This is a genomic window from Paraglaciecola arctica BSs20135, from assembly GCF_000314995.1.
GTDB classification, from domain to species: domain Bacteria; phylum Pseudomonadota; class Gammaproteobacteria; order Enterobacterales; family Alteromonadaceae; genus Paraglaciecola; species Paraglaciecola arctica.
In genome coordinates, this window is the sequence record NZ_BAEO01000017.1 from 1 (window position 1) to 20,769 (window position 20,769).

General features: G+C 40.3%; 21 protein-coding genes. 6 read left to right on the forward strand and 15 right to left on the reverse strand.

Annotated elements, in window-relative coordinates; all coding sequences use genetic code 11:
- Nucleotides 1–461 precede the first annotated feature (461 nt).
- From GARC_RS06745 to GARC_RS27560, 4 genes are all read left to right on the forward strand, one after another.
- A complete protein-coding gene (locus GARC_RS06745; RefSeq protein WP_007618174.1) occupies nucleotides 462–656 on the forward strand; it encodes a type II toxin-antitoxin system VapB family antitoxin in 195 nt (64 codons plus the stop codon).
- Complete coding sequence (gene vapC, locus GARC_RS06750; RefSeq protein WP_007618176.1) at nucleotides 653–1,054, forward strand: type II toxin-antitoxin system VapC family toxin; 402 nt, start codon at nucleotides 653–655, stop codon at nucleotides 1,052–1,054. The genes GARC_RS06745 and vapC overlap by 4 nt, the downstream gene beginning before the upstream one ends.
- Before the next feature lie 226 nt (nucleotides 1,055–1,280).
- Entirely contained in the window at nucleotides 1,281–1,667 is a 387-nt protein-coding gene (locus GARC_RS06755; RefSeq protein ID WP_007618178.1) for a site-specific integrase, read from the forward strand.
- 12 nt (nucleotides 1,668–1,679) lie between these two features.
- Nucleotides 1,680–1,805 (forward strand): hypothetical protein, encoded by a 126-nt coding sequence (locus GARC_RS27560; RefSeq protein WP_007618180.1) that lies wholly within the window; start codon nucleotides 1,680–1,682, stop codon nucleotides 1,803–1,805.
- A gap of 245 nt (nucleotides 1,806–2,050) precedes the next feature.
- Here GARC_RS27560 and leuA read toward each other — a convergent pair whose 3' ends face one another.
- Nucleotides 2,051–3,712: a 2-isopropylmalate synthase gene (leuA, locus tag GARC_RS06760; protein WP_007618184.1), complete on the reverse strand. Its 1,662-nt coding sequence runs from the start codon at nucleotides 3,710–3,712 to the stop codon at nucleotides 2,051–2,053.
- Nucleotides 3,713–3,868: 156 nt separating this feature from the next.
- On the opposite strand from leuA, the gene GARC_RS06765 reads away from it, so the two are divergent.
- Entirely contained in the window at nucleotides 3,869–4,333 is a 465-nt protein-coding gene (locus GARC_RS06765; protein WP_007618185.1) for an Lrp/AsnC family transcriptional regulator, read from the forward strand.
- Here the strand turns inward: GARC_RS06765 and GARC_RS06770 are convergent.
- The 12 genes from GARC_RS06770 to GARC_RS06830 all read right to left on the reverse strand — a co-directional run bounded on the left by GARC_RS06770 (nucleotide 4,323) and on the right by GARC_RS06830 (nucleotide 17,507).
- Entirely contained in the window at nucleotides 4,323–5,189 is an 867-nt protein-coding gene (locus GARC_RS06770; RefSeq protein ID WP_007618186.1) for a GH12 family glycosyl hydrolase domain-containing protein, read from the reverse strand. The two genes, GARC_RS06765 and GARC_RS06770, sit on opposite strands and share 11 nt — an antisense overlap.
- Before the next feature lie 173 nt (nucleotides 5,190–5,362).
- Entirely contained in the window at nucleotides 5,363–5,845 is a 483-nt protein-coding gene (locus GARC_RS06780) for a phosphatidylglycerophosphatase A family protein (protein WP_007618187.1), read from the reverse strand.
- Nucleotides 5,846–5,884: 39 nt separating this feature from the next.
- Nucleotides 5,885–6,847: a thiamine-phosphate kinase gene (gene thiL, locus GARC_RS06785; protein ID WP_007618188.1), complete on the reverse strand. Its 963-nt coding sequence runs from the start codon at nucleotides 6,845–6,847 to the stop codon at nucleotides 5,885–5,887.
- A gap of 91 nt (nucleotides 6,848–6,938) precedes the next feature.
- Nucleotides 6,939–7,361 (reverse strand): transcription antitermination factor NusB, encoded by a 423-nt coding sequence (gene nusB / locus GARC_RS06790; RefSeq protein WP_007618189.1) that lies wholly within the window; start codon nucleotides 7,359–7,361, stop codon nucleotides 6,939–6,941.
- A complete protein-coding gene (gene ribH, locus GARC_RS06795; protein ID WP_007618191.1) occupies nucleotides 7,362–7,838 on the reverse strand; it encodes a 6,7-dimethyl-8-ribityllumazine synthase in 477 nt (158 codons plus the stop codon).
- A gap of 73 nt (nucleotides 7,839–7,911) precedes the next feature.
- Nucleotides 7,912–9,012 (reverse strand): bifunctional 3,4-dihydroxy-2-butanone-4-phosphate synthase/GTP cyclohydrolase II, encoded by a 1,101-nt coding sequence (ribBA, locus tag GARC_RS06800; protein WP_007618193.1) that lies wholly within the window; start codon nucleotides 9,010–9,012, stop codon nucleotides 7,912–7,914.
- A gap of 129 nt (nucleotides 9,013–9,141) precedes the next feature.
- Nucleotides 9,142–9,813, reverse strand: a complete 672-nt coding sequence (locus tag GARC_RS06805) for a riboflavin synthase (protein ID WP_007618194.1) — start codon at nucleotides 9,811–9,813, stop codon at nucleotides 9,142–9,144.
- Nucleotides 9,814–9,851: 38 nt separating this feature from the next.
- A complete protein-coding gene (ribD, locus tag GARC_RS06810; protein WP_007618195.1) occupies nucleotides 9,852–10,988 on the reverse strand; it encodes a bifunctional diaminohydroxyphosphoribosylaminopyrimidine deaminase/5-amino-6-(5-phosphoribosylamino)uracil reductase RibD in 1,137 nt (378 codons plus the stop codon).
- Nucleotides 10,989–11,039: 51 nt separating this feature from the next.
- Nucleotides 11,040–11,489, reverse strand: a complete 450-nt coding sequence (nrdR, locus tag GARC_RS06815) for a transcriptional regulator NrdR (protein ID WP_039988970.1) — start codon at nucleotides 11,487–11,489, stop codon at nucleotides 11,040–11,042.
- Between the two features lie 181 nt (nucleotides 11,490–11,670).
- On the reverse strand, nucleotides 11,671–14,844 hold the full coding sequence (locus GARC_RS06820; RefSeq protein ID WP_007618198.1) for a TonB-dependent receptor: 3,174 nt from the start codon (nucleotides 14,842–14,844) through the stop codon (nucleotides 11,671–11,673).
- A 254-nt stretch (nucleotides 14,845–15,098) separates the two neighbouring features.
- Complete coding sequence (gene glyA / locus GARC_RS06825) at nucleotides 15,099–16,355, reverse strand: serine hydroxymethyltransferase (RefSeq protein WP_007618199.1); 1,257 nt, start codon at nucleotides 16,353–16,355, stop codon at nucleotides 15,099–15,101.
- Nucleotides 16,356–16,511: 156 nt separating this feature from the next.
- Nucleotides 16,512–17,507, reverse strand: coding sequence for a Gfo/Idh/MocA family protein (locus GARC_RS06830; protein ID WP_007618200.1), 996 nt, complete (start codon nucleotides 17,505–17,507; stop codon nucleotides 16,512–16,514).
- A gap of 157 nt (nucleotides 17,508–17,664) precedes the next feature.
- Between GARC_RS06830 and ettA the strand changes: the two genes are divergently transcribed.
- Complete coding sequence (ettA, locus tag GARC_RS06835; RefSeq protein WP_007618201.1) at nucleotides 17,665–19,332, forward strand: energy-dependent translational throttle protein EttA; 1,668 nt, start codon at nucleotides 17,665–17,667, stop codon at nucleotides 19,330–19,332.
- Between the two features lie 43 nt (nucleotides 19,333–19,375).
- Here the strand turns inward: ettA and GARC_RS06840 are convergent, their stop codons facing one another.
- On the reverse strand, nucleotides 19,376–20,101 hold the full coding sequence (locus GARC_RS06840; protein ID WP_007618202.1) for a type 2 periplasmic-binding domain-containing protein: 726 nt from the start codon (nucleotides 20,099–20,101) through the stop codon (nucleotides 19,376–19,378).
- A 256-nt stretch (nucleotides 20,102–20,357) separates the two neighbouring features.
- Complete coding sequence (locus tag GARC_RS06845) at nucleotides 20,358–20,750, reverse strand: nuclear transport factor 2 family protein (protein WP_007618204.1); 393 nt, start codon at nucleotides 20,748–20,750, stop codon at nucleotides 20,358–20,360.
- Nucleotides 20,751–20,769 lie beyond the last annotated feature (19 nt).

The window sequence follows — 20,769 nt, forward strand, 5'->3', positions numbered from 1 at the left end:
TAGTATACGGCTTAGCTCAGAGATTTGGATTGATCTTGAAAAAGTGATCAAAAGATGACTAATACCTATTGACCGACCGGAGGCTCATATGTGTTAGTGCCCACGGTACACGCAAGCACTTGATTAATTTGAATAACTACCACGCTACACCAAAACCTGTTTGAGTGGAATATTACATTGCCAATTGGAGTTGATGCTAAAAGATGTGATGTACATGTGATGACCAACTCCCTGGTAATGGTGTGACTACTTTACCCACACTGACGAACTAATAATTAACAAGTTTGCGTACCCACTTGCTAGTAACCACCTAATAAAACGGATAGGGCCACTAACACCCCAAGCAGGGGATTTTATGAGCGTTTTTCAGCGAGTAAAATTCCCGCTGACTTGGCTTGTTATGTTTTCTCGACTGAGTCATAATGTGTATAAATGTACCACTTCTTACACATAGGTGCAACATGAGAACTAATATTGTAATTGATGATAAATTAATGGCGGACGCACTAAGTGCATCTGGACTACAAACTAAAAAAGAAGCTGTTGAAGAAGGCCTTAAAGCCTTAATAAGACTAAGGAAACAAGCTAGTATTCGTAGCCTCAGAGGAAAGCTTAATTGGGAAGGTGATCTTAACGATATGAGAGTCACTGAATGATATTGGTCGATACAAGCGTTTGGATTGATTACTTCAAAGGAGTAGAAACCCAAGAATCTAATTTACTAGATATCGCTTTAATTAATGATGAGGTTGCGATTGGTGATCTAATTTTGTTAGAAATACTTCAAGGGTTTCGCTCTGACAAGGACTATGAAACGGCTAAAACGCACCTTCTGGCATTGCATCAATTCAGCATGCTTTCGCCAGATATAGCATTAAAAGCTGCAGAAAATTATCGTATTTTAAGGAAAAAAGGGATAACGATAAGGAAAACCGCTGACGTGATAATTGCTACATTTTGTATAAGTAATCGCATTCCCTTGCTATTTGCTGACAGAGACTTCATTCCTTTTTCAAAACATCTAAAACTTCAACCGGTATCAACTCAAACATAACAATTTATTCGACGACATAAAGGGATGTTTAAACACGACAATATGTCCAATATTATTCAGGGCATTTTTTTACTCGGCCTTTACGTCTCTCTTTTATAAACGTTTTCTTCCAATCTGGCAAAGGATACCTGCGGAAACACCCCAAAATGTCAACGATTTGCTCTTATTGGACAAATTGGCAACAACTGTCTATATATACAGTTATATTTGTTACAGGGAAGTTATCATGAACAAGTCACCCTTCTTGCAACATATCATCGAAACCATGCGTGAAAAACGTTACGCCAAACGAACAATTGAGGCGTACATCTATTGGATAAAATTCTATATTAACTTTCACAACAAACAGCATCCTGCTCAGCTAAACGATAGTGATGTTGAAACGTTTTTAAATTTTCTGGTTATTAAAGGAAAAGTGGCTGCGCAGACACAAGCCGGTGCATTAAACGCGCTGAGCTTTTTGTATAAGGTCATTATTGAAAAACCAATAACACTAAAATTGAATTTTGTTCGCAGCCAGCGCCAACAAAAGCTGCCCAACGCTTATCTAGACATCCATTGTAACAAAACGATAAAACTTATTTTAAATCAATGCATTATGGAAAAAGCATAGTAAAAAATAGTGATGGGTTTACCCATACAAGACAGTCATGGTAAAACTTTATACCAACTGCACATGCCTTACGACGAAGTCGTGCTTTATGGCGAAGCCATGCTCTTGACTTACCCTCGACTCAAAGCTCGCCAATAATTGATTCCATTTTGTGGGTCAATCGCCATGGACAGGCGATTGAGCGGTGCGCCGTCTGGAACGGCTCAGCGCGACCTGAAAAATGGAATCAATTATTGGATGAAGAGCTTTGCCCTCGAGCGGCATTTTTTGCTTACTTTTTGCTGCTGTTGGCAAAAAGTAAGTCGTACAGCAAGGATGCTGTGTGAAAAAAGCCAAGGATGGCAGTAAGCGTCAGCGCATGCTCTAAATTGCAGCTGGGCTATCTAGCCCCCAACCTTTCGATTAACCCCACCCACCAAAGCCTTAACAGCAGCAATCATAATATTGCTATCTTTAGCCACCCCAAAACTCGCCGAGCACCCCGCTACTTTTAATTCTATATAACAAACGGCAGAAACACCTGAGCCACTGCCTATTGAATGTTCATGGTAATCCACCACTTCCACTGTTTGATTGGTCACCTTGCATAAAGCATTCGCAGCCGCATCTATGGGCCCATTGCCAATACCATTAACAGTTTGCTTTTTGCCCTGATAATTAATTTGTATATCTATACTTTGTTGATCATCAGCTAAGGTAGATATCTGACTGCTGATAAACTCAATAGGTGCTGTTTGGTTGAAGTATTCCTGTTCAAACAATTCAACAATGGCATTAGCTTGGGACTCTTTACCGGTTTTATCATTCACATTTTGTACTGTGCGACTAAATTCAATTTGTAGTTTGCGTGGCAACTGTAACCCAGCGGCGCGATCCAATAAAAAGCTCACGCCACCTTTACCCGACTGGCTATTTACTCTGACAACTGCATCATAACTGCGACCTAGATCGGCAGGATCAATAGGCAAATAAGGGACTTTCCAAAGGCTATCTTGTTGTTGAACGGCTAAGCCTTTTTTAATGGCATCTTGGTGTGAGCCAGAAAAGGCAGTAAACACCAATTCACCTGCATAAGGATGACGAGGATGCACCGGTAATTGATTATACTCTTCCACCAATTTACGAACTTGGTCAATATTCGAAAAATCTAACTCTGGATGTATGCCTTGGGTATACAAGTTCATGGCTAAGGTCACTAGATCCACATTACCGGTACGTTCTCCGTTTCCAAACAAACATCCTTCGACTCGGTCAGCACCCGCCATAAGCGCTAGCTCAGCAGCAGCCACAGCGGTTCCTCTGTCATTGTGGGGATGCACACTTAATACTATATGTTGGCGTTGCTTAAGGTGGGTATGCATCCATTCAATTTGATCGGCATAGGTATTAGGGGTATTCATTTCAACCGTAGCAGGTAGATTAATAATAATTTTATTATCAGCACTCGGTTGCCAAATTTCGACCACAGCATCACACACCTCTTTAGCAAATCTTAGTTCAGTACTTGAAAACACTTCAGGAGAATATTGATAGGTCCAATTCACTTCTGGCGCGGTGGCCATTAATTCTTTTACCCATTGGGTGCCTTGAGTAGCAATTTTTTTGACACCGGCCTTATCGGTTTTATATACAATTTCTCGAAACGTCGGCGCCAAAGGATTGTACATATGCAATATGGCTTGTTTCGCGCCTCTCAAACTCTCGACCGTCTTTTCAATTAAGTCAAAACGAGCTTGTACTAACACCTCAATTGTCACATCTTCTGGTATATGATTTTCTTCAATCAACAAACGTACAAAATTAAAATCTACTTCTGACGCTGACGGAAATCCCACTTCAATCTGTTTAAAACCAATTGCTACTAGTGCTTTAAAAAACTTCAATTTTGTTGGTATAGACATTGGGTCGATGAGAGCTTGATTACCATCCCGTAAATCTGTGCTCATCCACATAGGTGGTTTACTAATAGTATTATTTGGCCACTGTCTATTTTTTAATTTAATGCTCTGAAAAGCCTGATATTTAGTATGTGGATCAGCGATCATTTTTGGGGTCCGAATATCGATAAATAAGTCTGTAAAAAGAATAACGAATTAACGTTCGAATAAGATTGCTAAAAATTGACTAAAAGCAGAATATAAACAATTATATTGCTGTAAAATCATATTTAATGGCATTTATTGCTTTAACGAGAGAAATGTATGCAATTTGATAAATATGATCGTTTGATCCTAGACATTATTCAAAAGAAAGGACGAATATCTAATCAGGAGCTTGCCGAAGCGATAAATCTATCACCTTCTCCTTGCCTACGCAGAGTACGCCAATTAGAAGAGTCTGGAATGATTGCTGGTTATGTCGCTTTATTAGACGCCAGAAAACTCGGTTTAACCTTAGTGTCATTTATTCAAATAAGTATGGATAAACACACACCCGAACGTTTTAATCATTTTGAAAAACAGATAGCAGCATTCCCAGAAGTATTAGAATGTCACTTAGTGACAGGACAGTCTGCAGACTATTTACTCAAGGTGATAATCAAAGATATGGACGATTTTCAGCGATTTTTATTAAATAAACTCACACCTATTGAAGGTGTGGCCGGAGTGCATTCTTCTTTTGTATTAAAATCTCCGGTGAATACTAGAGCCTTACCTATAAACTAGCTTTAATTGGAACCACATCGACACGATAATGATCCAACCAAACTTGACCTGTACCACTCATGATTTCAGTTCCTAGCTGGATATCAGCGATATATAGGTCAGAAGTAATAAATTTTTGTTCAATGGCATAAGCTAACATTTGTGCGGCATCAAATTTTATTTTCATAAGTGGCTGCTTAGTACGAAACGCCAAATAAACCCAATTATTGTCATTTTTCGCAGACATATCCTGCCAATTTTTATGCAACCACACTTCCCACTCAAAGCCATCGACTATTATCTCTGCTACTTTTTCACCAGCGGGATCGGCATAAAAATCGTCACTAGCATAAGTCCAAATCATAACTTCAGCTGCAATAGTGGATTTATCAATTTCTATTGGAATAGTATCGGAACCCGTTAACCATAAGGTAGTCGCAAGGTTTAATTCGCCATCGCTCAAAATTTCCAAACTGTAATCAATATCTAATTTTTCTAATTGATTAACAGAAATAGGATAGCCGGGCTTAGCCAGATTGTGTTTTAACCAAGGACTATTACCTAAGGTGATTTGTGGCTGCGCATAAACTTTATCGCCTTCTTTTGGCCATTGCCAATACCAACCATATTGGGTATTAGCATCTATTGTTCTCATGGCCAAACATTGAGTCCAGTCAAACTTTGCGGCTGAATGTGCATTCCAAATATTGTTTTGTAAATCACCCATTGGAGTATTATGACTGCCATAACCTTCACAAGTAAAAGCTAGAATAGCTTTGTTTTGTTGAATCGCCGCTAGTTTTTGTTTTTCACTGATGCCATCAGTGCAGCCAACAAGCACTATGATAACTAGAAATATGTTTATACTTTTTAGCATGTTAGATCCCTTTACAAAAAAGTTTACTGAAGACCCAAATCTGTCTCCATCAGCATACATTATAAAAGTGGCCGGTGTATTATTTGAATATTACCCCCTGAACCCTATCGTTAATTCAATGGATAGGTGTGAGAGGATAAAATTAGAGAAGTGGATCGAAGAAGGATAAAAAACTAAATTAAAAACAAACCTAAATGTAAAAGACACAAGGCAAACACCCCAGCCAATACATCATCAATCATAATGCCAAAACCACCATCCACATGTTTATCTAAGTAACTAATTGGCCAAGGTTTAAGAATATCAAAAAACCGAAATAGCACAAAACCAACGAGCAATGTTTGCCAGCTCAAAGGTACGGCGAGCATAGTGATCAACATGCCTGCCACTTCATCCCATACAATAGAAGAGTCGTCATGCACGCCCATATCATCTGCGGTTTTCCCACAGATCCAGATCCCTACAATACTGACTAGTATAGTGACTACCAAATAAACAGAAAAACTAGCGTAATGAGATAACAGCACAACTAAAGGCAGTGCAGCCAAGGTACCAAATGTGCCTGGCATTTTTGCAGCTAAACCACTGCCAAACCCTAACGCCAAAAAATGCACCGGGTTGAGTAAGCTAACACGGCTGCGTACTTGCTTATCCACTGTATGAGCCTCTTTGGTTGTATTAATCCCAACAGGGATTTAGAAGTGTTGGTAACCTTTAGCACTATATTCGTATGGCTTATCGGCTTGGCGCAACTCTAATTTTCCTACAAAGCCGTTTAATTGGCCAATGTAAGTAGCATGAACATTAGCACTGGCTAAGGTTGTTTCTAAATGGCCTTTTTGTTCTTCACTTACTGTGAATAATAACTCGTAATCATCACCCGCTCTTAAGGCATAATCAATCGCTTGACTACTACTAACCGAGTCTTTTAAGGCTTGTGACAATGGCAACTTATCAACATGTATTGTTGCACCACACTTAGATGCATTAAGAATATGTTTTATATCAGACACTAGACCGTCGGAGATATCAATACAGGCATTAGCAATACGCCTAAGGCTGGTACCAACCAATAACCTTGGGGTAGGATAATTCAAACGACTTAGCAAAAAATCTTGATTAAGTTGATCCGTCACTATGCATTTTTTTTGTGCAATATCTAAACCTAAGCCTGCATCACCTAAGGTGCCAGTAACATAAACTGAATCACCCGGTTTAGCATTACTTCTGGTCAAAGCTTGCTCAAAAGGCACAAAACCTTGCGCCGTGATTGTTATAACTAAAGGCCCCTTAACTGTATCCCCGCCAATCAGTTGCACCGAGTAATATTCAGCGTGTTCTTGGAGACCATTAGAAAAATCCTCCAACCATTTTTCATCAACTTCAGGCAAACTCAAGGATAAACTTATCCATGCAGGCTCGGCTCCCATAGCAGCTAAATCACTTAAGTTAACTGCAACGGCTTTTTGCGCTATAGCGTGGGGAGAGGTATCTGGCAAAAAATGCACACCACTGATCAAAGTGTCAGTAGTAGTGACTAATGCTTGGCCTTTGGGGATATGGGAAACAGCACCATCATCACCTATGCCAATTACCACGTCTTTACGTTGAATACTTTTTGCTTTGAAAAAGTGTTCAATAATATTAAATTCTTTCATATTGACTTATTATAATCGCATCAGGTGAGAGAAAAGTTGCCCGCTACTATTTTCACGGTTAAGCCTATTTTCAAGAGCCTATTCAAAAAGGCTAGGACAACTCATCTTTACGCAGAGTTTTAATCGCTTTATCCAGCACACCATTAACAAATTTATGGCTTTCTTCAGCACCAAAAGCTTTCGCTAACTCAATGGCTTCATTGATAACAACCTTATAAGGAACGTCGATCCTGCCAACAAGTTCGTAAGTGGCTATTCTAAGGATGGCTTTTTCAACTGGATCTAGCTCCTCAGGCAGGCGCCCAAGGTAAGGTTTGATCTTTTTATCTAACTCAGCGCAGTCTTTTACTACTGCTCGCAATAACTCCAAAAAGTACTCAGTATCGACTTTCTGCATATTGTTACTAGTGACTATACTAAGCTCAATTTGCTCAACTGGGTTTTTGCTCATTTGCCAAGAATAAACCGCTTGTACTGCAAGTTCTCTGGCCAGACGGCGGGCTTTAGGTTTCACCTATTTAGCCTCTTCAATATTAGCTAACACATTGACCATTTCTAGAGCACTAATTGCTGCTTCTGCGCCTTTATTACCGGCTTTAGTGCCAGAACGTTCGATAGCTTGTTCTATGCTGTCGGTAGTGATCACGCCAAAAGAAACAGGGATACCATATTCTAAAGATACCTGAGCTAGGCCTTTATTACATTCGCCAGCAACAAACTCGAAGTGCGGAGTGCCACCACGGATCACAGCGCCCAAAGCAATTATGGCATCATATTTATTTTGTTCAGCAAGTTTTTTAGCGGCAATTGGCAGCTCGTAAGCGCCAGGTACACGAACCAAAGTAATATCTTGCTCGTTCACTTCGCCATGTCTTTCAAGTGCATCTAGCGCACCGTCCACCAAACTTTCAACAACAAAACTGTTGAAACGAGAAACCACAAGGGCAAACTTTTTGCCTGTTGCGCGAATGTTACCTTCAATAATATTCATCTAAAAACCTTACTGGAAAAATCGGCGCGCAGTTTAGCACATCCATAATGGGAAATATTGTGAATTTTAAGTCTTATATTTCGACGTACTCAACCACTTCTAATCCATACCCAGACAAGGCATGGTACTTTTTGGGTTTGCTCAACAAACGCATTTTTTTCACACCTAAGCTGGCGAGTATCTGACTACCAACACCAATAGTTCTAGATGAGCCTGTCCATGCTGCATTAGCTGGTTTTTCGCCCTTGTCTTCGGCTTCAAATTGTTTGACTTGACTCAACAAGTCTTCAGCTTTACCTAGTAGTACTAAAACACCACCGTTATCAGCAATATATTTAATTGCCTCAGGTAACCCCATACTACGAGAAATACCGCGCTGCGAGCCTAATAAATCGCTAAAACTGTTAAGCAAATGTACCCTAACTGAAGTCGGTGTTTCAGCAGTAATCTCACCTTTGCACATTGCAAAATGTACTTGGTTATCAATCACATCTTTAAATGTCACTAAATCAAATTCACCATATTCAGTCGGCAGTTTACAGCTAGCGACTTGTTGAATAGTGGTTTCGTTCAAATTACGATACTCGATTAAATCAGCAATAGTGCCAATTTTCATATTATGTTTAGCTGCGAAAACTTCTAGCTCTGGGCGTCTGGCCATACTGCCGTCTTCGTTAAGTATTTCAACAATGACCGATGCTGGTTCACAACCTGCTAATCGCGCTAAATCTATGCCCGCTTCAGTATGCCCAGCACGGTTTAACACACCGCCTTCTTTACCTATTAACGGAAAAATATGTCCAGGTTGTACTATGTCTTTAGCCTTGGCACCTTTGGATACTGCAGCCAATACTGTTTTAGCTCTATCTGCGGCAGAAATCCCAGTAGTAACGCCTTCCGCAGCTTCAATCGACACAGTAAAATTAGTTGAAAACTGCGCGCTATTATCATCCACCATTAAAGGTAAATTAAGAGATTTGCAACGTTCGGCCGTCATAGGTAAACATACTAACCCTCGAGCATGAGTCACCATAAAATTGATGGCTTCTGGCGTAACATGTTCGGCAGCCATTATTATGTCGCCTTCGTTTTCCCGGTCTTCATCATCCATTAAGATAACCATTTTACCTTGGCGGATATCTTCTATTATCTCTTCACTGCTATTTAATGACATAGTCTATTGTCTTCTTAATTTTGTGTTAAAAGCATTTACCTTTCATCCTTGAAACTGCACCTTTGTTGGCTGCATTCATTTGCCACCGCCGTGCAATTCCAATGATTTTGGGTATTAACGCCCTATACTTTACTTCAAATAACCGTTTTCTGCTAAAAACGCCATGCTAATATCTTTTTTATCTGTGTTAGTAGATGAATATGCGGCTTTGTCTCCCAACATTAAGCGTTCTAAATATCGGGCGATAACATCTACTTCTAAATTGACTTTAGTGCCCACTTTATACAGGCCAATTATGGTTTCCTGTAAGCTATGAGGGATAAGGGTCAGCAAAAATTTAGCGCCATCGACTTGGTTCACCGTTAGACTCACGCCATCCACAGTAATCGAGCCTTTTTCTGCTAAATATTTAGCCAACTCATCAGGGGCTTTCACCCAAATTTCGACGTAACGGCCAACAGGTGCAATAGATAACACTTCACCCACACCGTCAACATGGCCACTGACAATATGCCCACCTAAGCGGCTATTCGCTTGCAAGGCCTTTTCAAGATTAACTTTGCTGCCCGACTGATAACTCGCAAAGCCGGTACGTTTAATGGTTTCGTGTGATACATCTGCACTAAACCCATGTTTCGACATAGCCACTACTGTTAAACACACGCCATTATTAGCAATACTATCACCCAAAGACACATCACTCATGTCAAGCTTGTCCGTTTTAATGGATAACCTTATATCGTCACCAGAAGGCACTAAACCTTCAATAAGACCCACATCTTCTATAATTCCAGTAAACATAGTTTCTCAATAAATTTGTTTATGCTTAAGCTAACGCATTAATGCTTAATAAGCGCAGTCATTTTGACATCGACCCCCACTTGCCTGATATCGGTCCAAGTGAGGTTTATCACCTTATCCATCATTTCAATCGGCATGGTATCAAACAAGTTTTGTCCAGCGCCTCCTATTAATTTGGGCGCTTGATATAAAATCAATTCATCAATCAGATTATTTTGTAATAACGCGCCCGCAAGTTTGGCTCCTGCTTCAACCCAAATGTGATTTAATTGCATTTCACCTAACTTACTCATCACTTTAATTAAGTCTAATTTATTGCCGTTAAAAGGCGCTTGCCATTGATTTACATGTTGTGAAAATTGCTGGACACTGGGTTGACCATTTATCAATAAAACATTACCGGCAAGATTGTTTTCGAAAGGCTGCAAACAAGTTAACGTCGATGGTAACTGGTTACGTCCATCTAACAATATCCGCAAGGGTTGCCGTAAGTCTTTTTGCGACAACACATCAGCAGCTAAGTTAAGTTCAGCATAGCGCACATTTAACATAGGATTATCCGCTATCACTGTACCAGAACCCGATAAAATAGCGCAGCATTTGGCGCGGTGCCTTTGCACATCTTGCCTTGCTAGTGGGCCAGTTATCCATTGACTTAAGCCATTTCCTAACGCCGTTTTACCATCCAAACTAGCAGCCAGTTTTACCGTAACCCAAGGTTTACCAGTACGCATACGTTTAATAAAACCACGGTTAAGTTGCTCGGCAGACGTTTGCAACAGTCCATGCTCAGTTTTAATTCCGGCTTCTTGTAATTTTGCTAAACCATTTCCAGATACCTGTGGATTGGGATCGACCATAGCCGCCACTACTCTAGTGACACCTGCAGCAATTAAGGAATCGGCACATGGCGGAGTTCGACCATAATGACTACAAGGCTCTAACGTGACGTAGGCGGTAGCACCTTGGGCTTTATTACCCGCTTGTTGCAAAGCATGTACTTCTGCATGAGGTGTTCCGGCTTTTTTATGCCAACCTTCTCCCAAAATCACACCTTGGCTGCTACTGATCACACAACCCACATTAGGATTAGGTGTAGTGGTATATTCACCGCGTTTAGCTAACTGAATAGCACGGACCATCATTTGATGATCTATTTTAGAAAATTGAGTCACGAGTTACCAATAAAAAAAGGGGAGCACATAAAGACGATCATTAAAGCAAACTTAGTCGCCTAGCCTTGCAATCTCTTCACCAAATTCACGAATATCTTCAAAGGAACGATACACAGAAGCAAAACGTACATAAGCGACTTTATCCAGTTCTTTCAAAGCATCCATAATCAAATTACCTAAAAATTCGCTGCTGACTTCACGTTCACCTGTGGCACGTAAAGAAGACTTAAGACGACTGATACACTCTTCGACTTGCTCAGTACTGACAGGACGTTTTTCTAGGGCGCGCTGCAAACCTGCACGCAATTTATCTTCGTTAAATGGTTCACGAGAACCATCTCGCTTGACTATTCTAGGCATCACCAATTCTGCCATCTCAAAGGTGGTGAAGCGTTCTTTACACACAGTGCATTCTCTTCTGCGTCGTACTTGGCTACCATCAGCTACAAGTCGAGAATCAATGACTTTTGTTTCTTGTACAGAACAAAATGGACAAAACATAAGGTTATCTGCTGATAAAAAAAGATTGCCTAAACTAGCAAAAAAAGCGTCAAAGGGACAGAAATCCTCATGTTTGCATGCAGTTATTTTAAATTAACTTTAATGTAAATAAAAAAACCGGAGATAATTAGCTTATCTCCGGTTTAGGATCTACTTAGTGAAAGACTAGTTCGTAGAATACTTAAAACTTATAACGAATGCCTAACTGAACTTTCCAAACAGAAGGTACTTTGGCGACATTCGGTTGAGGTTGAGTAAAGTTGCTGTAGACATATTGTCCTCCCTCTATTGCCACATCAACCACTGGGGCGTTAAACGGCTGGGTGTAACTTTCAGCACGTCCCCAATCGTCGTTCAGCATGTTGCCAATATTTTCCAAATCAAGAATTAATTCAAGGGCATGATCACCGGTAATTTGCACTTCTTGCATGAAGCGAACATCAAACCTATGGATCCAATTACTTTCACACCCATGGCGACGAGAAATCGAGCCAGCATTACCTGCTAAACAATCTTCAGAGTTGATGTAAGAAAAGAATCCATCTTGATCAAAACCATCAGCAAAGCTCACGATAGGGTCACTTGCGCCAGTTGGAATATACAGTGACTGTGAACTAAAGGCATTCCAATCTGCAAAATCAGCACCGGGGAATCCACCAAAGGTTGCCAACGAAGATCGCATGGTATGACTATAGTGACGACCTGAACGGGCTGTATATGCAATTGAAATAGTGCTCAAGTTATCTGCCCAAATCTCATCACTCCAGCTTAGATTACTGGTAAAAGAATGGCGTACTTCGAATTCAGAGTTGTATTCAGTTTGCGACTGAAAATCTGAATTGGCTGGCATCGCATACCCTTCAAAAGCAATAAACGCATTGCCTGGATTGACTTCAGTCACATCTTGATAGGTATATCCCATATCAAAGTTAAAGGTACCGTTATCCGTGTAGAAATTCTTAGCTGCAGAAAAACTCCACACTTGTGCACTACCCTTGTCGGTATTTTCTAGCGACAAATCAAATGGACCTACTTCATTGTAAATAGGACGTCCATCTGGGGCTGTATCTACTTGTTGAAAATTGAGTTCACGGTAAATAGCCGCGTTTTTAACATCACTAATAATCGCATCCGCGGTTAATAACCAAGCATCACCTAAGATCCCAAGATCTTGATTCCGCTCAATGCCTAGGTTTACCTTCCATACACTGTTGATTTCAAAATCCGGTGCAATAGAGTTGGTATCACTGTTACCGCCACTAAATCCACCAGCATCAAGAAAATCTAATACTTCCTGAGGTGTACCGCGTCCATCAGAGCAACCACCAAAACAGCCAGCAAAGGTTTTACGCACACCATCATTACCGTAAGAGTTAGACAACCAAACATTTGGGCCACCGCCTCCAAACAAACCCACTCCACCACGAATAACAGTGTCGTCGTCATAGGTATATGTAAAACCTGCACGAGGCTCTAACAATGTCAGCCCATCAAAGTTGCCTTGGTTACTATAACCATGCCTATCCACAAAATTTTGGTTAAGGGCTGGTAGATCGTCGTTACTGTATTTTGTATAACGCAAACCGTAGGTTACCGTTAAGTCATCTGTGGCAGTCCACTCGTCTTGTAAATAAAAGGTATCAATATCATACTGAAATTCATCTACTGCACTTGCAGGATTGCCATCTAGCGCATTTTGATAAACGTGGAAACCAAGGTTGTTTTCGAAATCTTCAATACTTGCAAATTCAGCAAAACCTAAAGAGCCAAACACAAACAAATTATAAATATCTAACTCTTCATGCTCCCATCCAAAGGTCAGCTTGTGATCATCAGTCAGATAATAATCTGCTTTGATTTTTAGGCCTAGGCGATCGTTTTCCAATTCATTGGCATGACGGAATTGATCGGGACCAATAAACAACGAGCCGCCATTAGGCGTTCCAATTGAAAACTGAGAAAAGTTAGCCCCTAACAAAGGATCCTGTTCTGTAGTGACCTTTTTACTGGATAATTTAAATTCAGTAGATAAATTTTCAGTCCAGTCAGAAAATACTTGTAACACTGTCGCTTGAAGGGTTTCTGCCTGATTATAACGGTTAGACTCAGCAGTTGCAGTGGGTGCACCAGGAAATGACTCAGCCCAAAAATCTCGAACTGTGTTACCAGAATTATCTTGGTAGGTTAAAGATGCACGGTGATCGTCATTAATATACCAGTCTAATTTCAGTAATAGTTTTTCATCTTCTTCTTCCTTGGGCACATTGTAACCACCAATATCATAGCCCCATACATCGTTAGCTACTTGAGCGATACGATCAAAATCAGCCTGACTGACATCACGGCGCTCATTCGGATCATTTACCCCATCCAAATTGTCTAAGGAAAATTGATAAGGTGAAGTCGATTCAAATTTTTCATAAGAAGCAAAAAAGAATAACTTATCTTCAATAAACGCTCCGCCTAAAGAGAACCCATAAGTATCTTCTTTAAACTCGCCAATATTAAGTGATTCACCTTCGCTTTTGTCACCTATAAAACTGTCGTCTGAACGAAAATAAAAGGCAGAACCGTGAAAGTCGTTAGTACCCGACTTAGTGACAATATTGATATTACCGCCCTGAAATCCACCATAAGTGACATCTATCGGCGCTATATTTACTGATATTTGTTCAATCGCATCTAACGAAATAGGCGAGCGGCGACCTGGGTAGCCATTTTTATTTAGACCAAAATCATCGTTTTGTTTGACCCCGTCAACGGTCAAGCTGTTACCACGGATATTACCTCCGGCAACAGATAAAGCAGGACCACCATCAACTGTTGTGTCAACGGTAATCTTAGAGTCACGTTTTAGAAGGGATTTGATATCACGGCTAATGGCCGCAGTATTAGTAATATCTTGTTCGGTAAATTCAGAACTAGGACCTTTTTTAAAGGCCGCTTCCATAGTGACCTTACCTCTTATTTCAATCACTTCCAGTTGCGCACCATTGGCCGAAGCTTGGAGTTCTACACTGGATGTTCTTCCTAACTGTAAGAAAAGATCTGAAATTGTTTGCGCTTGATAACTTGAACCATCTTGAAGTTTCACTTCATAGGGTCCACCAACTGTCATTCCGCCCGACTGAAATATACCGTTTTCAGAGGTAGTTAGGGTTTTACGACTGCCAGTAGGGCTGTGGATCACTTCTACAGTCACCCCTGATAGTGGGTTACCTTGGGTGTCTACTACTTGCCCTCGAATCGAAGATGAAGTCACCTGAGCAGATGCAAGACCACTAAAAGCAAGGGAACTTGCAACCAGTAAAGCTAGGCGCGTTTTTTTGCAAAATGGGAGTGTACGTTTAGTCATAATAGTTTCCATTGTGTGTCGTTATATTTGATTTATTTTTATTTTCTAAAACAGAAATTTGGTCTACGCCAGTGATTTGTTGGCTTAAGTACTCTACAAGAATAGTAGCGTGTCTTATGTAAACTGTTAGATAAATTCTATATAACCAATCTTTAGTTAAGCATTTGCTTAACTAAAGATTGTGGAAACCTATATGCCTTTTAACATCGAGTGAAACCGTCACTCATGCAGTGAGTGTTAATTTATTAAATAGACTAGGCGTAAACAGGAAATTGCTTACACAAAGCAACCACTTCACCTTTGACTCGTTTAATAACAGATTCGTCATTGATGTTATCTAATACATCACAAATCCAATTGGCCACTTGTTTGGCTTGTTCTTCTTTAAAACCACGGCGAGTAATGGCTGGCGAGCCAATACGTAAACCACTAGTGACAAAAGGAGAACGAGGATCGTTAGGCACTGAATTTTTGTTTACGGTGATATTGGCATTGCCTAGGGCAGCATCAGCATCTTTACCTGTATATTCTTTACCAATTAGGTCCAATAAGAATAAATGATTTTCTGTGCCACCGGATACCACTTTATGGCCGCGCTCTTGGATGACAGCGACCATAGCTTTAGCATTTTTTACTACTTGCTGCTGGTATACCTTAAACTCAGGCTCTAAGGCTTCTTTGAAAGCAACCGCTTTAGCAGCAATCACATGACACAAAGGGCCACCTTGGTTGCCAGGGAAAACGGCACTATTAAGCTTTTTATAAATAGCTTCATCACCACATGCCGACAAAATTAAACCGCCACGAGGACCCGCTAAGGTTTTATGGGTAGTAGTAGTTACTACATGAGCATGAGGCAATGGACTAGGATAAACACCTGCCGCGATCAGACCCGCTACGTGAGCCATATCAACAACTAAGTAGGCGCCGACTTTATCAGCAATTTCACGAAACTTCTGCCAGTCGACTATGCCTGAATAAGCAGAGAATCCAGCGATGACCATTTTGGGCTTGTGCTCAAGAGCCAAGGCTTCAACTTGCGCCATATCAATTTCACCCGTTTCAGGATGTAAACCGTACTGAACAGCGTTATAAATTTTACCTGAGAAGCTAACGTGTGAACCGTGAGTCAAATGACCACCATGAGCCAAGCTCATACCTAAAACCGTATCGCCAGCATCCAGCAATGCCATAAATACTGCACTATTAGCTTGTGAACCAGCATGTGGCTGCACGTTGGCGTAATCGCAACCAAATAGTTGTTTAGCACGTTCAATCGCTAAATCTTCAGCAATATCTACATATTCACAACCGCCGTAATAACGTTTGTGTGGGTAACCTTCCGCGTATTTATTGGTTAGTTGAGAGCCTTGAGCTTCTAAAACACGTGGGCTGCAATAGTTTTCAGAGGCAATCAACTCAATGTGATCCTCCTGACGTTGGTTTTCATTTTGAATTGCTTGGTACAATTCCGGATCAAAATCAGCAATATTCATATCACGTGTTAGCATCACTTTTCCTCAACTATGGGGTAATAAATATTAGGGTAAACACACCCGAAATAAACAGCGCATAGTTTAGTTATTTTAAACAATTTGTATAGTGGTAATCCGGCATGAGAAACAACCAAAAGTTGTAACGGTTTTTACACACACTAATCTAAGGGATTAAAGCGTTTCAATCTGCTGTGGAAATTGCACACCTATTTGCTTGCGAATATCATCCATCACCCTAAGCACACCTATGCTGTCGCGATGTGACATCACTTCACTGCAGAGCAGTTTTTGTTCAATACAGCCCATGCTTTCTTCAATTTGATATTCAAATCCATTAACCGGGTGCGGAATATTAATACTTTGCACTAACTTGTTATCGCGAAAAATTTCGGCTTTATCAGTATCCCAAAAGCAGGCAGGCAAATCTATATAACCTTCTGCTCCCACTATCCGCATAGTATTGCTTGATTGCGCTAACATCGAACAAGTGAATTGTGCAAAACGTCCTGATGGATAATGCATATTTGCCAATACATGCCCATCGTCCTGCTGATCCGTTAATTGCCCCATGGCAGAAACAGTATCAGGGTGTTCTTGAAGAAAAAACTGACTGACAGTAATACTGTAAATACCTAAATCCAGAAGTGATCCACCAGCAAGTTCAGCCTTAACCATGCGACTTTTATCTCTATCTTGAAACGCAAAACCAATTTCTGACTGGATATATTGAATGTCACCAATTATGCCTTCGTTTAATAACTGCCTAAGTTGCGACAAACACGGCAGAAAACGGCTCCACAAAGCCTCCTGCAACAGCAAGTTTTTACTTTGTGCTAACTCCGCTAATATTTGCATTTGTTCGGCATTTACTGTGCAAGGTTTCTCTACTAAAACGTGTTTACCGGCTTCCAAGCACATTTTTGCTTGTTGGTAGTGAAAGCTATGAGGGGTAGCAATATAAATAATGTCGATTTCAGGATCAGCTAACATTTGTTGGTAATCAGAATATGTTTTTTCAATGTGATAAGTCTTAGCAAAATCCGCTGCTCGCTCCTTTGAGCGACTAGCTACTGCCAAAATTTTACCCTTTGTAGACGACGCGATGGCTTTTGCAAATGTATTAGCAATGTTTCCTGGACCAATGACTCCCCAATTAAAGCTTTGCATATGTTTCCTTGTTGATAACTTTAAAGAATAAAATACTACGAAAGCTACGGCCAAATCACATTATTTTTCAGAATAATCTAACTAAAAAACACAATACCTTTTACCCTACCCTTGCTCTGAATTACACTACTAACAAATTAACTTACATAAGACAGTTATGGCTCAATACGTTTACAGCATGCTTCGTGTCGGTAAAGTAGTTCCACCCGGCAAACATATCTTAAAAAACATCTCCCTTAGCTTTTTCCCAGGTGCAAAAATTGGCGTTTTGGGTTTAAACGGTTCTGGTAAATCGACCTTACTAAGAATAATGGCAGGCATAGATACCGAAATCGAAGGTGAAGCAATCCCCCAAACAGGATTAAAAATTGGCTATCTACCTCAAGAGCCACAACTCGACGAAAGCAAAGACGTGCGTGGCAACATCGAAGAAGCAGTAGCAGATGTAGCCCATGCTCTTAAACGTATCGATGAAGTTTATGCAGCCTACGCAGAAGAAAACGCCGACTTTGACGCCTTAGCGAAAGAGCAAGGAGAATTAGAAGCCATCATCCAAAGTAAGGACGGTCACAACCTCGAAAATGCATTGGAGCGCGCAGCAGATGCCTTACGCCTGCCACCTTGGGATGCTGACGTAAGTAAACTCTCCGGTGGTGAACGCCGCCGCGTTGCACTGTGTAAATTACTGCTCGAAAAGCCCGAGATGTTATTACTCGACGAACCTACCAACCACTTGGATGCTGAATCAGTGGCTTGGTTAGAACGTTTCTTACATGACTATGAAGGCACAGTGGTGGCTATTACTCATGATAGATACTTCCTCGATAACGTAGCAGGCTGGATTTTAGAGCTTGACCGTGGCCAAGGTATTCCTTGGGAAGGTAATTACTCATCTTGGTTAGAACAAAAAGATGCTCGACTACAGCAAGAAGAAAAAACCGAAAGCGCCAGACAAAAATCCATTAAAACCGAACTAGAATGGGTTCGTTCAAATGCCAAAGGTCGTCAATCTAAAAGCAAAGCCCGTATGGCTAGGTTTGAAGAGCTTAACACCGGTGATTACCAAAAACGTAATGAAACCAATGAGTTATTTATTCCACCCGGTGAACGTTTGGGTGATAAAGTGATTGAAGTGACTGGCCTAAAAAAATCCTATGGTGATCGCGTGTTAATTGACGATCTCACTTTCAAAATACCCAAAGGCGCGATTGTTGGCATAGTCGGCCCTAACGGTGCGGGTAAATCCACCCTATTTAAAATGCTCAGTGGTGACGAAAAAGCCGATTCTGGTAAAATTGATGTGGGTGAATCAGTGCAACTAGCTAGCGTCGATCAATTCCGCGATCAGACCAACGGTGACAATACTGTGTATAAAGAAATATCTGATGATTCAGATATTATCCGCATTGGAAACTTTGAACTAAACAGCCGCGCATACTGTGGACGTTTTAACTTTAAAGGTTCGGATCAACAGAAGTTTATGAAAAACTTGTCTGGTGGTGAACGAAACCGGGTGCATTTAGCTAAATTGTTGAAAGCTGGCGGCAACGTATTGTTGTTGGATGAACCTACCAATGACTTGGATGTTGAAACCTTACGCGCCCTTGAAAATGCCATTTTGGAATTCCCTGGATGCGCTATGGTTATTTCTCATGACAGGTGGTTCTTAGACAGGATCGCCACCCACATTATGGATTATCGTGACGAAGGTAAAATCAACTTCTACGAAGGTAACTACACCGAATATGCAGCTTGGTTAAAAGCGACCTATGGAACAGATGTAGTTGAACCCCATAGATTAAAATACAAAAAAATTAGTAAATAACAAATCAAAGGGCGCATTCAGCGCCCTTTTCCTATTATACCAATTAAAGAGATTGTTTTTTAATCGCTAACTTTAATTTTTCTAGAATGCTTGTTTCAATATTAATGTTAGCTGCTAAGTAGCCTGATATTTCGAGTTCAGGGATAGCAATGACGTATTTAGCCAAAGTTGTAGGTAATTTAAATTGCTCTAGCATACATTCGATTAATTCTGGTGATTCCACAATAAAGTCCACTTTTTTATTGAGTAACAATTGCCAAGAACAGCCAATATCTGAGCATATTATTAACTGCTTACCTTCTTCTAAGCCATGCTCAAGAGCCCAGTGATGAGCAATATCATTTCGCTGCACCGCAAGTACAAAGTTTGACAGCTCTTTTAGATCGGGTATATCAAGATCAGTTCTTTCACTTAATGAAACTAATCCAAATTTATAGTCGGCAACCGGTAATAACCAATGGAATAATTCATTACGTTCTGCAGATTTTGCAATGGAATAAATTAAGGTATTAGGTTCAGATATCGCTTTGTTGTATGCCCTTGCCCAAGGATACATACTAAATGTTGCTGTAAGATTGGATGCAGATAAAAGGTTTTTTACTATTTTAGTTGCCGAGCCTGATACTTCATTTTGTAATAACGTTTGGTATGGTGGAGACAATTCAGTCACCACTTGTAGCGGTTTGTTGGCAGCAATACCTTTTACGGAAAGAAATAAAACAACTAAAAAGATAGTACGGGTACAGAGTGACGTTAAATTCTGAAGCATCGATAATAAAAATTTATAATTTTTTAGTGGTAAATATCATAATGAATTACCCTAAATTTTACCAATATTACCTGTTTTATTCAAAACATCGGGGTGCTAAAACCTATCCCCATAATCGATGTAATAAGCATTCAAATATAGGTTAAAAAACAATGTGTTAGATGGTACTAATTGATGAACTAAGACAATCAGCAGCAATTTTTAATCCCCCTATTTAAAGCAGCCTTAGCAGACATAAATATTAGAGCGTTTTACACTAACTCATTGCTTTACTGACATTTAATGTGTCGATAAATTGTTGAAATTGGATTATTTTGCCATCTTCCAAGGTCCAAAGATGCACAGCCTGCGGATCCATATTTTTACCTGTTTGGTTATTTTTCCCTGCATATCGCCCAGTCGCAATGATATTTTTACCTGCGTCATACAAAGTATCCATATTGGCAGCAAATCCCTCCCACTCACTTATGCAACGAGCAAACACGCCTTCTAATACCGCTTGTGGCCCAACATATGGATTACCGTCAGCGTAGGGGAAATTCTCGGCTTCATTCCATACAATATTCTCATGCATTTCACTGAGAACACCGGAAACATCTCCTTTAGCAAAAGCATCGTATAAGTTTTTTATAATATCGAGATTAGTCATATCAAAACACTCCTTAGTT